At 60.2% G+C, this 15,172-nt stretch carries 12 protein-coding genes and 1 pseudogene; 10 read left to right on the top strand and 3 right to left on the bottom strand.

What is annotated here, in order from left to right; all coding sequences use genetic code 11:
• Positions 1 to 103: 103 nt before the first annotated feature.
• Entirely contained in the window at positions 104 to 805 is a 702-nt protein-coding gene (locus B0G75_RS09860) for a FadR/GntR family transcriptional regulator (RefSeq protein ID WP_106303918.1), read from the top strand.
• Between the two features lie 327 nt (positions 806 to 1,132).
• On the opposite strand, the gene B0G75_RS09855 is transcribed toward B0G75_RS09860, so the two are convergent.
• Positions 1,133 to 2,092: a DUF2254 domain-containing protein gene (locus B0G75_RS09855; RefSeq protein WP_258194320.1), complete on the bottom strand. Its 960-nt coding sequence runs from the start codon at positions 2,090 to 2,092 to the stop codon at positions 1,133 to 1,135.
• Positions 2,093 to 2,258: 166 nt separating this feature from the next.
• Here B0G75_RS09855 and B0G75_RS09850 point away from each other — a divergent pair, with 166 nt between their 5' ends.
• The 7 genes and pseudogenes from B0G75_RS09850 to B0G75_RS41210 all read left to right on the top strand — a co-directional run.
• The gene (locus B0G75_RS09850) at positions 2,259 to 2,516 is read left to right on the top strand and encodes an RNA-binding protein (RefSeq protein ID WP_106303915.1); all 258 of its coding nucleotides are present in this window, start codon (positions 2,259 to 2,261) and stop codon (positions 2,514 to 2,516) included.
• A gap of 131 nt (positions 2,517 to 2,647) precedes the next feature.
• Positions 2,648 to 3,415 (top strand): polyphosphate kinase 2, encoded by a 768-nt coding sequence (gene ppk2, locus B0G75_RS09845; protein WP_374956886.1) that lies wholly within the window; start codon positions 2,648 to 2,650, stop codon positions 3,413 to 3,415.
• Between the two features lie 359 nt (positions 3,416 to 3,774).
• Positions 3,775 to 4,878 (top strand): AI-2E family transporter, encoded by a 1,104-nt coding sequence (locus B0G75_RS09840; protein ID WP_106305540.1) that lies wholly within the window; start codon positions 3,775 to 3,777, stop codon positions 4,876 to 4,878.
• Between the two features lie 18 nt (positions 4,879 to 4,896).
• Positions 4,897 to 6,447: an efflux transporter outer membrane subunit gene (locus B0G75_RS09835; RefSeq protein WP_106303908.1), complete on the top strand. Its 1,551-nt coding sequence runs from the start codon at positions 4,897 to 4,899 to the stop codon at positions 6,445 to 6,447.
• On the top strand, positions 6,444 to 7,583 hold the full coding sequence (locus B0G75_RS09830; protein ID WP_106303905.1) for an HlyD family secretion protein: 1,140 nt from the start codon (positions 6,444 to 6,446) through the stop codon (positions 7,581 to 7,583). The genes B0G75_RS09835 and B0G75_RS09830 overlap by 4 nt, the downstream gene beginning before the upstream one ends.
• Before the next feature lie 8 nt (positions 7,584 to 7,591).
• Positions 7,592 to 8,638 (top strand): DUF2955 domain-containing protein, encoded by a 1,047-nt coding sequence (locus B0G75_RS09825; protein WP_106303902.1) that lies wholly within the window; start codon positions 7,592 to 7,594, stop codon positions 8,636 to 8,638.
• A gap of 34 nt (positions 8,639 to 8,672) precedes the next feature.
• Positions 8,673 to 8,885, top strand: a pseudogene (locus B0G75_RS41210) (hypothetical protein); the annotation flags it as partial.
• 108 nt (positions 8,886 to 8,993) lie between these two features.
• Here the strand turns inward: B0G75_RS41210 and B0G75_RS09815 are convergent.
• Positions 8,994 to 10,730: a SulP family inorganic anion transporter gene (locus B0G75_RS09815; protein ID WP_106303899.1), complete on the bottom strand. Its 1,737-nt coding sequence runs from the start codon at positions 10,728 to 10,730 to the stop codon at positions 8,994 to 8,996.
• Between the two features lie 737 nt (positions 10,731 to 11,467).
• On the opposite strand from B0G75_RS09815, the gene B0G75_RS09805 reads away from it, so the two are divergent.
• Positions 11,468 to 12,640: a monovalent cation:proton antiporter-2 (CPA2) family protein gene (locus tag B0G75_RS09805; RefSeq protein ID WP_106303896.1), complete on the top strand. Its 1,173-nt coding sequence runs from the start codon at positions 11,468 to 11,470 to the stop codon at positions 12,638 to 12,640.
• A gap of 282 nt (positions 12,641 to 12,922) precedes the next feature.
• Here B0G75_RS09805 and B0G75_RS09800 read toward each other — a convergent pair whose 3' ends face one another.
• On the bottom strand, positions 12,923 to 13,264 hold the full coding sequence (locus B0G75_RS09800) for a hypothetical protein (protein ID WP_106303893.1): 342 nt from the start codon (positions 13,262 to 13,264) through the stop codon (positions 12,923 to 12,925).
• A gap of 406 nt (positions 13,265 to 13,670) precedes the next feature.
• Between B0G75_RS09800 and hpnJ the strand changes: the two genes are divergently transcribed.
• Complete coding sequence (hpnJ, locus tag B0G75_RS09795; protein ID WP_106303890.1) at positions 13,671 to 15,092, top strand: hopanoid biosynthesis associated radical SAM protein HpnJ; 1,422 nt, start codon at positions 13,671 to 13,673, stop codon at positions 15,090 to 15,092.
• The last annotated feature ends 80 nt before the right edge of the window (positions 15,093 to 15,172 follow it).

Here is a 15,172-nt window from a genome sequence, read left to right as displayed (position 1 = left end):
AACCGTGGCATCGACCCAATCGCAAGACAGTATTGGTTTCTACCGCTATGCTAGACTCTGCCCGGCCCGCTATGCGGGCGAGTGACAGGAAAAATCCCGGAAAATGAAGCAGACAGAATCAAAGCGGCTTTACCAATCTGTTGCCACGCAGATTCTTGCACTCATCCGCGAGGGCGAACTTGCGCCCGGCGCGCGTCTGCCACCGGAGCGGGAACTCGCGATCAGGTTGGGCGTATCGCGCCCTTCGTTGCGTGAGGCGTTAATCGCACTGGAGATCGGCGGCCAGGTTGAGATACGTATCGGCTCCGGGGTCTACGTCCGAAATCCAGGCGAAGGCGGCGAAAGCGTGGTTCCCGCCCTTGGAGAAAGTCCGTCGGAATTGATGCAGGCCAGGGCGGCAATCGAAGGGACGGTCATCGTTCTGGCCGCCGGAAAGTTTTCGGCCGCCGCGCTCGACAAATTGCGCCGCACGGTTGACCGGATGAAACGACTGGCAGTGGAAGGAAAGTCACCCATCGATGCCGACCGGCAATTCCACATGCTGATCGCAGAGACGGCGGGCAATTCGGTACTTACCCGGTTCGTCGCTGAAATGTTCGATAGCCGGCACGACCCGATCGCCGCGGCGATTCGTGGCCACGCGGAAAGCACTGAGACGTGGTCGGCGGCGGTGGGGGAGCACGAAGAAATTCTCAAGGCGCTACAGGCAGCCGATCCACTTGCAGCGCAGGCTGCAATGCGAACACATCTCAAGGCGTCCGAGGAGCGCTGGATAGTCGGGGCGTTGCAGCAAAGGCGCGTTTAGCGTCCGGGTTGTGGCAGTCTGTCCGACCAGTCCTGAATCGGTGAAGGAAATGTGCATCTGGTAACTTCCAGATCCGGGCGCCGCCGTGCCGTACGCTTTCAGCTGTACGCCCGTGGGGCTTGCGCAATTCGGCCGCCGAGAGAAAGGCATCGCATAAATTATTTCGACACAATTGAAGTTGGCGAATTTGTATTTGCAGAAGCCAAGTTGAAAGGCCGCTTTTTCGCAGCGTAAGCTGACCGGCCGCCGGCGTTCCGGCGCCGGAGCCGATCGGGCGCGTATAGCGGCAGCATTTTCTCGCGGAACTCAACGATGCCCACTATGAGTTTATCCACGGTTTACCCCCGACACGGCGAGTTGTTTCTCTGTCGACGCTGCCGAGCCGCCAAGTCCTTGCGAATCGGGGATACGGGCCAATGCCAGATCCTCGGGAAATGGATGCTTCGAGGCGACCGCGCGATCGAGCAGTATCAGTTCGAGTCGTAACGCGGCATGACGATGCTCCGGCAGGCTCTGGATGAGATTCTCGATCGCCGCGCGCAGACGACGCGCGATCTGGATGCTGCCAGCGCCGCATTGCCGTATCTCGCGAAAACTGATATGCACGAAGTCTTCCCAATTGGGCGTCCGCAAGATCACGCGCACCTGCCCTGACGCATCCCTAATCTTTTCGACGCGCAGGGACCGTTTGCCAACCATGCGCAATAGCCGGTGCAACTGGTCGATCGCAAGCACGGCCGTGGTCGGATCGTTGATCGCCGCTGACAGCGCTTTCAGCGCAATATCGACGAGGATGCGAAACGCGGACATAGGGTCCTGCTCCATCGTGCGTTCCGTTCCGAAAGCGACCAGTGAGCGCAGTCTGCTCTCATCGATTGCGTCAACGTTGCCGTACAAATAGAACAAGGGTTCGTCCAGCGCGACAAAATCACCGACTTGCTGCACGAACTCGATAACCACGTTAAAGCGCCGCGCCTTTGCCACCAGCCTTTCCATATTCACGGCGAGGACGATGCCGAATCTGCCGGACTGCCGGACGATGCGATTGGGTGCGCCGCGCCCTTTTTCACGTTCGGGCGAACCAGATACTCCCGTGGTCGGGGCAGGATAAACGCTTTCGATGACCGCGATCCCTTGCTCTCCAACACGAGCAACAAGGCTGACGGGACGTAGAAATTTCGGACAACGGGCCCCGTGTGCCGAGTCGACTCGTCGGGGACGCGTGCTGTGGAACCTCCGATCCGCGCAGCCGGGGCGTCGAAGAATCGATATGCGACCAAGGTCCAATATTACTTTCCCGGGTCTGTGCATAAACTGACAGCGAAGAGGTGTTCACAAGGGTTCGTACGCGTGGATGTGACTCTCGCTGCAGGCATCGGTACATGGGCTGCATCAGGGCGAGAGAAGGTGGTGCTGGGCGGGATCTGGGACTTTCTTCGAGGAGAACGCCGTTATGGCTGAACTCTGGATGGGCAATGTGGAAGCCGACACGACGGACGACGAGCTCAGGGAGTTCCTCTGTCGTTATGGGTTTCCGGCGTTCGATACGATCAAGCGCGTCGAAGGCACAGGCGAGCGTCCTGCTGTCGTACTCGGCTTCGAAGGCGTCGAGGCACACGTGCTGCGAGCTCTGCAGTCGCGTGTACACAACATGTTCTGGAAAGGACGCACGCTGGTAGTTCAGGTTGTTCCCACACGAGATGAGACCTGAACCGAGTCCAGGCAACCCGCGCTTTGCAAGGCGAACAGGGGAGACAGGCGATGTCCAGGAAACGGCATGAGAAAAGCAGCAAGGAGAAAATTGCACAAGGCTCGGCCATTGCGGGCGGAGCGCTTGCCCGGATGAAAAACAACCGGTACGAAGAGGAACTCAGGTCGTTGCACATCGAGTTGGTCAGGCTCCAGGAATGGGCGGTTAAGACGGGCGCCAAGATCTGCGTGGTATTTGAAGGACGCGATGGCGCCGGCAAGGGCGGTACGATCAAGGCCATCACTGAGCGCGTGAGCCCTCGCGTCTTCCGGGTGATCGCACTGACAGCACCGACAGACCGAGAAAAGACGCAGATGTACATCCAGCGCTATATGCCGCATCTGCCCGCGGCCGGTGAGATCGTGCTCTTTGATCGGAGTTGGTACAACCGGGCAGGTGTCGAGCGCGTCATGGGGTTTTGTACGGAAGATCAGGTAAGCAACTTTCTTCGCGCTGTCCCGCTCATCGAGCGCGCGATCATCGGCTCAGGCATCATTCTTCTTAAGTACTGGCTTGAGGTGAGCGAGGACGAGCAGACGCGCCGGCTCCAGGCTCGCATCAACGACGAGCGCAAAATCTGGAAGCTGTCGCCGATGGATCTGCGCTCTTATAGTCGATGGTATGAGTACTCCCGCGCCCGCGACGAAATGTTTGCTGCTACGGACACGGAGGAAGCTCCTTGGTACGTCGTGCGATCGGACGACAAGAAGCGCGCGCGTCTTAACCTGATCACACACCTGCTCGCCAGCATTCCGTACCAGACCATGCCGCGGGAGAAAGTGAAACTGCCCGATCGGCAAGCGCCCCACGGCTATAGAGAACCCAACCGACCAATGCGTTATGTGCCAGAAAAATTCTGACTAACCAGTCCTTTAGGCGATTTTCTGGGATCTTGGCGTTGGAATCGGAGAAAGCTGACCGACGGAGTAAAGCGATCACGCATGGATATGCGACCAAGGTCCAATTGAATGTTGCGAGCGCAGGTCCGATACTGCAGTCACATCGGACGGGGACCGCTTTGCACCCGTTGGGCCTCGCGGCCGGGAAGTCAGGAACTTCGTAGTGAGCAACAAAGACAGGTTGAGAAATATTCGCATGCGAGGCCGGTGGAAACTGTATGCACGGGAGCGTTCCCTACGTCCGGAGCGCGCTGGGCGACGAACTGGCTGATCGCCTGGCCGGTCCTGACTCGCGAAGCGACATGGCGGAAGAAGAATCTATGCTGCTCACACCGATTACAGAGCGGGTAATGTCCAAAGCGTTGCTGGATGTGCTGATCCGTGCCGGGCTCGTTGCGGTTCTGGCCATCTTTTGTTTCCGGATTTTTGTCCCGTTTCTCAACCTGATGGTGTGGGCCGTGATTCTCGCGACTACGCTCTATCCACTTCAGGTCCGGCTTCGGCGCAGTCTTGACGGCAAGGATGGCCTCATCGCCACGCTGATCATTTTCGTCGCGTTCGCCGTCATTCTTGTACCGACATTCATGCTGGGCGCTGCCGTGGCAGATTCAATCGAAAATATGATGGCGATTGTCAGAAACGGTAGCTTGCGGATTCCCCCTCCTGCCGAGTCTGTGTCCAACTGGCCACTAGTTGGACAGCGTATCTACGATTTCTGGCAGCAGGCGTCGACGGATCTCGCGGGTCTTGCACAAAAATTCGCGCCGCAACTCAAGGATGCCGCACTCGTTGTGCTGACGACATTGACCGGGCTCGGCGCCGGGCTGCTGGTCTTTTTCATTGCGCTGATTGTCGCGGGCATCCTGATGGCCCACGGCGAGAAGGGGTACTACAGCGCGGTTCAGATTGCATCGCGCATCTCAGGCCCGGAAAACGGACCGCAGATCGCAGATCTTTGCACGTCGACGATTCGCGCCGTGGCGCAGGGCGTGGTCGGCATCGCGTTCATCCAGATGCTGCTGATCGGTATCGGCTTCGTTGTGATGGGCGTACCCGGCGCAGGTCTGCTCGCACTTGCCGTACTGCTGATCGGCATCATGCAACTGCCCGCCACGTTGCTTACCGTTCCCGTGATCGCGTTTGTGATCGTCACAGAGGGCGTCAGCACGGCAACGATCATCTTCTCGATTTACATTTTCGTGGCCGGCCTCGCGGACAACGTGCTCAAACCCTTGTTGCTGGGCCGCGGCGTGGCCGTGCCGATGCCCGTCGTGCTGATCGGCGCGCTGGGCGGGATGGTCACGGGCGGCGTGATCGGGCTGTTCATCGGGCCCGTGATGCTCGCGGTCGGCTATCAGCTCTTCTGGCGCTGGGTAAAAGACCAGCCGGCCACGGAGAACATCGGGGCACGGGAGCAGCCCTAGCGCTGCAAGGATGACGCTGTGTCCTCGTTGACGCGTCTAGGTTGTGTCGCAGTGCTGCTGGGGGCGGTTTGCCTCAACGGCTGCATGCAGGTCGGTCCGGATTTTCAGCCGCAGCGTGAAGCGTGGAGCGCACACTGGAGCAGTGCGTCGATCGAGCAGGTCGTGGCGCGCGGAACGCAGCCTGATATTCGCCAATGGTGGCGAATATTCGGCGACGCGAATCTCGAACGGCTGATCGCCGACGCCGATGCGAACAACGGCGATCTGAAGATTGCCGGTTTGCGGGTCCTGGAGGCGCGCGCGCAACTCGGCATCGCGCTCGCGGGCCGCTATCCGCAGGTGCAGCAGGCGAACGCGGATGTGTTGTACGCGGCTCGCAAGCGTTCTGACGGATTCAATACGCGCTCGGGCGGTTACTGGCAGTACGGTGCAGGCCTCAGCATCGGTTGGGAGCTCGATTTCTGGGGGCGTTTCAGCCGCGCCATCGAATCCGCCGATGCCGCGTTCTTCGCCGCGCAGGCCAACCGCGACGCTGCGCTGGTCCTGCTACACGCGCAGGTCGCCGATACCTATTTCACGATGCGCACCGCAGAGGCGCGGCTGCGTATCGCCCGCGAGAACGCGCAGTTGCAGAAGCGCAGCTACGATATCGCGCAAAAGCTCTTCAAGAGCGGCGAGACCGACGAACTCGATTTCCAGCAGGCAAAGACGCAGTATCTGGGCACACAGAGCAGCATCCCGGAGCTGCAAAGCCAGATCGTGCTCGCGCATCACGCATTGTCCGTGTTGCTGGGACGGCCGCCTGGACCGCTTCCGGAACTCGATGCCCAGTCGGGGAAGGTGGGCGTGGTTCCGCTTGTGAATCGTGCCGTTCTGCAGGACGTGCCGGCCGATCTTCTGCTGCGGCGTCCCGACGTTCGCGCTGCCGAGTATCAGATGGCAGCGCAGTCGGCGCAGATCGGCGTGGCGAAAGCGGACCTTTATCCGTCCGTGTCGCTACTGGGCTCGCTCGTGTGGAGCGCCAGTTCGCTCACGGGATCGCCGAATACGCTAGCTCTCGTCGCCGGACCGAGCATCACATGGAACCTGTTCGATCACGGCCGAATCATCAATAACGTGCGGGTACAGGACGCCCGGCTGCAACAGTTGACGGTCGCGTACCAGAACACCGTGCGCGAAGCGGCGCGCGAGGCCGACGACGCCGCCACGGCGCTCATCGCCAGCCTGCAGCGGGACGCGATTCTGAACGACGCGCAAGGCGCGGCGCGTCGATCGCTCACGCTCGCCAACACGATCTATCGCGAAGGTTATTCGGACTTCCAGCGGGTGCTCGATGCGCAGCGCGCGCTCTTCGCACAGCAGGACGCCTATGTCGTCAATCGCAGCAATGCGGTCGGCAGTCTGGTCGCGGTGTACAAGGCGCTCGGCGGAGGGTGGGACACGGAACAGCCGCCGATCGACGCGGCGACCCGCGCGCAGATGCGGCAACGCACAGACTGGGGCGATCTGCTGAACGAGGCGGATTCGGCGTCCGTTTCGCGCAGTCAGACGGAAGGTGCTTCACGATGAGCGATACATCTGATCCCCAGGCCGGCGCGCCGCCGACACCATCCGCGCCCGCATCTGTCTCCGCCTCCGATCCGTCGCGCGGGGCGGTGAAATGGGTTGTGTGCCTGATTGTCGTGAGCCTGACCTGGTATCTGCTTGCCGACCGCTTCACGCCTTATACCCAGCAGGCGCGTGTTCAGGCGTACGTCATACCCGTAGCCGCTGAAGTGTCGGGGCGAGTGACGCGCGTGATCGTGCACAACAATCAGGAGGTCGATGCGGGGCAGATGCTGTTCGAAGTCGATAGCGAGCCCTACCGTATTGCCGCGGATCGCGCGCGCGCCGATCTCGAATCAACGCGCCGTCAGGTCGGCGCCAGCACGGCCGGCATCGATTCCGCGGTCGCGGCGTTACGCGCCGCCGTCGCAAACGAAGTCAAGGCGCGCCAGGACAGTGAGCGGTTGGAACGGCTGTATCGCGAAGACGAGGGCACCGTGTCGCTTCGACGTCTGGAAGTCGCGCGGGCGACACACGAACAGGCGCAGAGCCAGGTTGCCGCCGCGCGTGCCGAAGTCGAGCGGGCTCGCCAGCAACAAGGCGGCAGCGAAGCGGAGAACGCGCAATTGCGCGGCGCCGCCGCCTCGCTGGAAAAGGCGGAACTCGATCTCGCCAACGCGCAGATCAAGGCCCGCTCGGGCGGGGTCGTCACCGATCTGCGCACGGAAGTCGGCCAGTTCGCGGCGGCGGGCAGCCCCGTGATGACGTTGATCGCGATCCGCGATGTCTGGATCAGTGCCGACATGACGGAAAACAATCTGGGTCACCTCAAACCCGGCACCCGGGTAGCTATCGCATTGGACGCGCTGCCCGGAGAAGTCTTCGAGGGACGCGTGCGCAGCATCGGTTACGGCGTAAGCGTGGGCCAGAGCACGCCACCCGGCACCCTGCCCACCGTGCAAAACAGCCGCGACTGGCTGCGCCCCGCACAACGCTTTCCGGTGATCGTTGAATTCGATCAAGGCGAGCGCTCGCGCTTGCACGACATGCGTGTCGGGGGACAGGCCGAGGTGATGGCGTTCGCGAGTCAAGGCAATCCGCTCAATCCGCTGGGACGACTGTTTCTGCGCGTGATGAGCTGGGTTTCATACCTCTATTGAGAACGCCCATGCCGCGCGCGCTCCAGTGTCCCGGTTTTCGCGCTCTGCGCCTTGCGACAGGGACGGCGCTAGCACTCGCACTCAGCTTCGGACTCGATTTTCCGATACCCGTCATTGCGCCCGTGTTCGCCGTGTATCTGCTCGCCGCGCGGCACCAGCCGCTGCCATTGAAGGCAGGCGTGGCGCTCGCGCTGGTCGTTCTGCTGACCTCGGGTAGTGGCCTGCTGCTCGTTCCGTTGTTGCGTCATTACGCGTTCGCCGGTGTCTTGCTGACGGGTCTCATGCTTTTCCTTGCCTTTCGTTACGGACTGCGCGGCGGAAACAATCTTGTCGCGACCTTTCTCGCAGCGGGACTCACGATGATCTCCGCAGCAGGTACGGCCGACTTGCAACTGGCGGCGACAGTCGTCGGTGCACTGGCGAGAGGGCTTTTGCTTGCCGTGCTGGTGTCGGCTCTCGCTCACAGGTTGTTTCCGGAGCATGCGAGTGCGCGGGCGCAACCCGCCGCGCGAGTCCTGCCAGAAGGCCAGGCCTCGGCCATCGCGCTGCGCGCCGTGCTCGTGGTCATGCCTGCATACCTGCTCGCGATGACTGATCCGGCGAGCTACATGCCGATCATTATGAAGTCGGTCAGCCTCGGCAGACAGTCTTGCACGACGACGGCTCGCACTGCGGCACGCGATCTTATCGGCTCGACGCTGCTCGGCGGGGTGCTCGCTACCGCCACCTGGTTCGCGCTCCGCCTCTTCGTGCATCTGTGGATGTTCTTCCTGTGGATGATGCTGGTTGGCCTGCTGGTGGGACGCAAGCTGGATGGCGGCAGTCCGACACGTTACTCGCCGGGCTTCTGGCTTAACAGTCTCGTGACGATGATCATTCTGCTCGGGCAGTCGGTGCAGGACACCGTCGCGGGTAAAGATGTGTATACCGCTTTTGCCGTGCGCATGGGGCTCTTTCTGGCGGTGACCGCCTACGCGTGTTTGATGCTTCTGTTTTTTGAGCAGCGGGAGGCGAGGGTGGATGAAGCCAGGCGCAAAGCGCTTCGGCGATCCTGACAGGAACCTGTGATGGGGCATGTAACTACGGATACCTGTCCGCTGCTTGCTCGAGCTCGCTTACTCGCACTACTTTGGCGATAGCGCGGGTGTGCTGGGTTTAAACGACCTCACGTCGTTGGGCGTCGGCCTGGAGCTCGGCAGCAGCAAATATCCGATCGTCATTACGCGCACGCGTGCGCTCGTTCGTTACGTGTTCGGACACAACGTACATGGCGTGTCATTTGGCCTGGCGGTTAGTTTTTAGAAGGTACCGGTCTCGCTCGATCACGAAGCATGCGAAGGAATGAATGCGCCTGCCCGTCCCAACCGGTTCGTGCTGGGACGCGCGCGTGACGGATTCATAGCGGATGGGTTACCGTGCTGGGTGCCGCTCGATGTAGTCATCGACGGCACTGCCCACGGTAGGATGAAATCGCTCATCGCCGATGACATCGGACATTTCGAAACGTCTAAGCTTGTCACGCACCGGATCTTTCATTTCGGCGAAGTGCAACGCAATTTCGCGCTCGCCAAGTGTTCGCATCAGTTCTCTAAGCATGTCTGCCGAAGTCACGTCGATACTGGTCACAGGTTCCGCAGCCACGACGATCGTGCGCACGGGCGTTGGAGACGTATCGACGGCTTCCAGCAGGCATTCCTGAAAAAGCTCGGCGTTTGCAAAGAACAACGGCGCATCCCAGCGAAATAGCAGCAGCCCCGGAATTCGCTTGGCATCTGGATGGCGCTTGATGTCATGGTAGCCGCGCAGATCTTCGACACGCCCGAGAATGGCGTAATGAGGCCGCCATCCGTCCCACAGAAACTCTATGATCGCGATAACGATTGCGATGCAGATCCCGGGAATCGCACCGAAGACGGCGACGCCTGCGAAGCAGACAACGGACAGCCAGAACTCCCATTGCTGGATTCGATAGATGCGTCCGAGGTCGGCAAATTCGAACAGGCCGAGGGCGGCGGCAATGACGACGGCGGCGAGTGCGCTATTGGGCAAATAGCGCATCAGATTGGGTGCAGCGATGAGCAGAATCGCTACCGCCACCGCGCCGACTACGCCCGTCACCTGTGTTCTGGCGCCCGCTGCTTCGGCCACCGGTGTCCGCGAAGAACTGCTGCTGATCGGAAAGCCCTGAAAGAAGCCAGCCGCCAGATTGGCCGCGCCCAGACCGACCATCTCCTGGTTGGGGTCCACGCGCGTATGAAAACGCGCAGCGAAGGTTCGCGACAGTACGCTCGTATCCGCAAATGAAATCAGCGCGACCGCACAGCCGCCAAGCAGAATCTTGACGGGATCGGCATCGCCGATCCACGGCAGCGCGAATGACGGAAGACCTTGCGGGATCTTGCCAAGCACCTTGACGCCGACGCTGTCCAGGTGGAACACGATGACGCTCAGCGTCGCGAGAACGACGGCGATCAGGATGCCCGGCACCTTGTCGAAGCGCTTCAGCAACAGGATCAGCACCAGGCTTCCCGCACCGACTGCGAAGCTGTACCAGTTGGTTTTGCCGGCGGCGATGGCGGCACCGAGCGCCAGCAGATCGCGCAGCGGTCCGCGATCGTCAAACGAAATGGCAAAGAGTTTGGGTAGCTGGCTAATCAGGACAGTCAGCGCAATGCCATTCATATAGCCGTATCGGATGGGCTTGGAGAGCAGTTCCGTGATGAAGCCCAGCCGCAGGAGCCCCATTACGATACAGAACAGGCCGGAGACGATGGCCATCATGCTGGCCGTCGCTATCGCGCGCGACGGGTCGCTGCCGGCGGTAGCGATGACGACGGCAAGAATCGGCGCGGCCAGCGCGGAGTCGGGACCGAGAACCAGAATCCGGCTGGGGCCGAATACGGCATAGGCCAGCAACGGAACGATCGTCGCATAGAGTCCGTAAACGCCGGGTACGCCAGACGCCTCGGCATACGCGATACCGACGGGTACCAGCATCGTGGTGAGCACCAGTCCCGCTGCAAGATCGTTAGGTAGCCAGTTGAGCCGATACGTCTGAAGCATCATCAGGCCGGGCAGCCAACGCAACCATCGCCGCGCCGGCACCGCGGCCTGTCCACCTTCGGGAATAGGATGGTCGGATTGCATTTGTCGGATGGTTGAAGCGAAGGAGTCGCGATCCTGAGTGTGCCGCACAGCCATTTCCAAATGAAGGATAGGTCAGCCAGTCGGGCCCGACGTATGAGACCAAGGTCCAATACCTTGCGTGGCAGTCAGTGCGTAGACTGGTTTTTGACGTACCTCCCGCGTCATTGAGGGGTATGTGAGACGCCCTGCTCAGCGTCCACCGATCTGGCGCCGTCGCCTTGTTCCCCGATACGTTAGGGTAGAACCGGTTAGCCGGATGTCACCAGGGCGCAGGCAACATCGTCGCGATCAGCGTGACGCCTGGCGCCAGCCACATGCCGCAGTAGGGAGACGGTGAGAAGCAGAACGGGCCCGTGCGCAAGCGTCGCGTTGATGGGGCGCCTGCCTGTTTGCGTGTTGGGCACCGTGCCGCCTCTGACTGGAGTGCACACTAGCGTGCGGCAGCAAGCCGATGGCAGCGTTGTCGTGCGGTTCGATTCGACCAACGCCCGCGATCCCGCACTGCTCGATCGGATTTCGAGCAGGTATGACAGGCGAATGGGGCGCCAGGCGGATGTGTTGCCGCCTCGATGCGTGCTGATGAGCGACCTCATCTGTAAGAGCCACCCGAGGGCGGAAGCGCCAGCAACGAGAGTCACGGTCGGGCGGACGAGCAGTCTTCTCTCGTGGCGCAGGGTGCATGATCGGCTGTTTTGCACGCCGCATCGACAAGTTTCGGTCTGTTTCAGGGAGGCAGGATGACCAAGTTGCTGATAGACGTGGTGATCTTTCTCGTTTCGGCGCTGATTGCCGTTCCCCTGTCAGTACGCCTTGGCTTCGGCGCCGTGCTCGGTTATCTGGTAGCAGGCATATTCATCGGGCCATGGGTATTGAAGCTGGTTACCGACGTCGACGCCATCCTGCATTTTTCCGAGTTGGGCATCGTGCTGATGATGTTTGTGATCGGACTTGAAATGCGGATCGACGAACTGTGGGCGATGCGTCGGACCATTTTCGGCTACGGCACGTTGCAAATGGCGGTCTGCGCTACGATCCTGTCGGTAGTTTTCCTTGGGCTTGGGTTACCGTGGCGCATCGCGTTGACGGGCGGCCTTGCGCTTTCACTGTCGTCGACGGCAATGGTTATGTCCGAACTTCAGGAACGGAAGCTGATGGACATGCCTACCGGCCGTGCCGGATTCGGCATTCTCCTGTTTCAGGACATGGCAGCTATCCCCCTGATTGCGCTGCTGCCGTTGCTAGGACCACCGGTGATCACACCCACGGCGGAACCAGGCTGGCTTGTAGCCTTGAAAGCACTTGCGATGCTTGGTGCGGTGGCGCTTGCCGGCCGCTATCTGCTGCACGTCGTGCTGCGCGTAATCACAAGCATCGGAGTACCGGAGATTTTCACCGCGTTCGCGTTGCTCTGGATCACCGGTATCGCGTTGCTCATGCAGAGCGTCCATCTGTCGATGTCTTTGGGCGCCTTTGTCGCGGGCCTGCTTCTCGCGGACTCGGACTATCGTCACCGGATCGAAGCCGACATGGCTCCGTTCAAAGGTTTGCTGCTCGGTTTGTTTTTCATTGCGGTAGGCATGTCGATCGATTTCGGCGTGTTGATGCGCGAGCCCCTTCGTGTCGCGGTACTCGTCGTAGCGCTAGTCGGCATCAAGACGATCGCGCAGTGGTTTCTGGCGGACAGTTTCAAGGTGCCAATTCAGCAACGCGGATATTTCGCCATTCTGCTATCACAAGGGGGCGAATTCGCGTTCGTGGTGATGGCGGCCTCAATGGCGGCACATGTCATCGATCAGCGCCAATCGTCACTTGTCACACTGGTCGTCGCCCTGTCGATGGTCTCGACGCCTTTACTGTTGCTTGTACACCGCAGACTAGCGGGGCCATTTCTCAGCCATGAAGCAGGCTAGAACGGGCGCGTCTCCGAAGACGTTCCTCCAGTCGACGGGGATGACGAATGCCATCGCTACGTGGCGCTGAACGCGTAGGAGGAGAACCGCGGTAATGAGGTTCCATGACGGATGCGAACTGTACGCCTCTCCGGCCACGGCCGGCCGCTGCCGCGCCTCGGAACGATCTCGAAGCTCGTAGGCTTCCAATGCCCTTCATGGGTGCGGGGAACAGCCACTAGCGATGCGACACGGAACGACCTTTCGAACGTCGCGCTGCAGAACGTCCGTTACCGGCAGCGTTCACATGTCATCTTCGATGATGACACCAGCGCTGCGAATCACTTGCAGGTACGTGGCCGTATTGCCGACAGCAGCCGTCGCTTGCTCTGCCAGCTTCCACATGCGCGAAGACTTTTCGGCATTCGTCATCATCGCTTCGAGAACATCTGATTCAGCGAACCCACGAGCGGCCGCGGCCTCGAGAACGGCAACCAATATGCGGCGGGCCGCCGCCCGCGCATCGGGCGACGCCAGCGGAGCGCGATATGCAAGAAAGCCTGCCATCAATAAAAATTCGGCTGGGCTGATGTATTCGCCTTTTCCAACGGGAACACCGCCCACATCGTGTCGACTCTGTGTCATCCATCGCCTCCCGCTTTCGAACACTGAGCGTGTGAACACGCGCCTCCGCGTCGAGAGTGCCTCTGGCCATCGCTGCTGCTTCATTGGATGCCCTGACTCGCTGCCAGTATGGGCCAATCGGCGTGCGCGGTCGAACTTTCCGGCGCGTAAAAGCGATCTCGTTTCATCGGGCGCGAAGGTTGGCGCAAAAAATGCCCCACACGATTGCAATTCGTAACTCGTGAGTCGTAGTATTCTTGAGCGGCCTCACTACGATCCCGAATTCCGATCGGAGGGCGTCCATGCCGACGGTCCACTGACCAGCACAGTTTTTAGGCCTGAATCAATTCGAGAACATCGTCAGAACCTGGCGATTCCCTGCGGGCGAATGATCCCTGCAAGCGAACTGTTATCTTTGAGGGCACTTATGAAAACGCTGTTTCTTCAGGCACCTTCGTTCGACGGCTTCGATGGTGGAGCGGGCTCGCGTTTCCAGACACGGCGCGAGATTCGATCATTCTGGTATCCGACATGGCTTGTCCAGCCTGCCGCCCTCGTCGAAGATAGCCGTGTCGTGGATGCTCCCGCAGACCGCTTGTCCGTGGATGCGACGCTGGACATTGCTCAGGAATACGACCTGGTCATCATCCATACGAGCTCGCCGTCGTTTCAGAGCGATGCACAATTCGCGGAACGTTTAAAACGTCGCAATTCTAGCGTGCTGGTCGGGATGATCGGGGCAAAGGTAGCTGTCGATCCCCACGGCTCCCTTACTGCGAGCGATTCGATCGACTTCGTGTGCCGTGAAGAGTTCGACTTCACCTGTCGCGACATCGCACAGGGACTGCCCTTCGAGTCGATTCTTGGGCTGAGCTATCGTTTGCCCGACGGTGGAATCATGCACAACGAAGCCCGGCCCATTCTCGAAGACATGGATCAGTTGCCGTTCGTAGCGCCCATTTACAAGCGTGATCTCAAGACCGAGAACTACTTCAGCGGCTACCTCAAACATCCGTATGTTTCGCTCTACACGGGCCGGGGCTGTAAATCGCGGTGCACGTTCTGCCTCTGGCCGCATACGGTGGGGGGACATCGATATCGCACCCGCTCGGTCGAGAATGTCCTTGAAGAGGTGAAATGGATCAGGGACAACATGCCCGAAGTGAAGGAGATCATGTTCGACGACGACACCTTCACCGATCTCAGGCCGAGGGCTGAAGAGATCGCTCGTGGCCTTGGCAAGCTAGGCGTGACGTGGTCATGCAACGCGAAAGCGAACGTCCCGTATTCAACCCTCAAGGTGATGAAGGAAAACGGCTTACGGCTTTTGCTCGTCGGCTACGAATCGGGCGACGACCAGATTCTCGTCAATGTAAAAAAGGGGCTGCGCACTGATATGGCGCGCCGCTTCAGTGAGGATTGCCGCAAGCTCGGCATCAAGATCCACGGCACGTTCATTCTTGGGCTTCCAGGGGAAACGCACGAAACGATACAGAAGACGATCCAGTATGCGAAAGAAATCAATCCACACACGATCCAGGTATCGCTCGCTGCGCCGTATCCGGGGACGGTCCTCCATAAGCAAGCGGTCGAGAATGGATGGCTGGAAGAAAGCAAGCACATCATGCTTGTCAATTCCGCGGGCACCCAGCAATCGACTATCGGCTATCCGCATCTGTCGCGCGAAGAGATTTTTCTTGGCGTCGAGGAGTTTTACAAGCGGTTTTATTTCAGACCGACAAAAATCTGGGAAATCGTCCGCGAAATGCTGGTGAGTTGGGAGATGATGAAACGGCGCCTGCAGGAAGGTGTGGAGTTCTTTAGATTTCTCCGCGACCATAAGGCGTGAAGCGCGCTATACACCATAGCGTTTCCGCGCTTCACAGGAGTTACAGTGGCTTTCGGCTGATGGACTGACGGGCGGAGGTG

This window comes from Paraburkholderia sp. BL18I3N2, assembly GCF_003001875.1.
Classification (GTDB): domain Bacteria; phylum Pseudomonadota; class Gammaproteobacteria; order Burkholderiales; family Burkholderiaceae; genus Paraburkholderia; species Paraburkholderia phytofirmans.
Note: the sequence above shows the minus strand (reverse complement) of the source record. Positions and strands in the feature narration are given on the sequence as shown.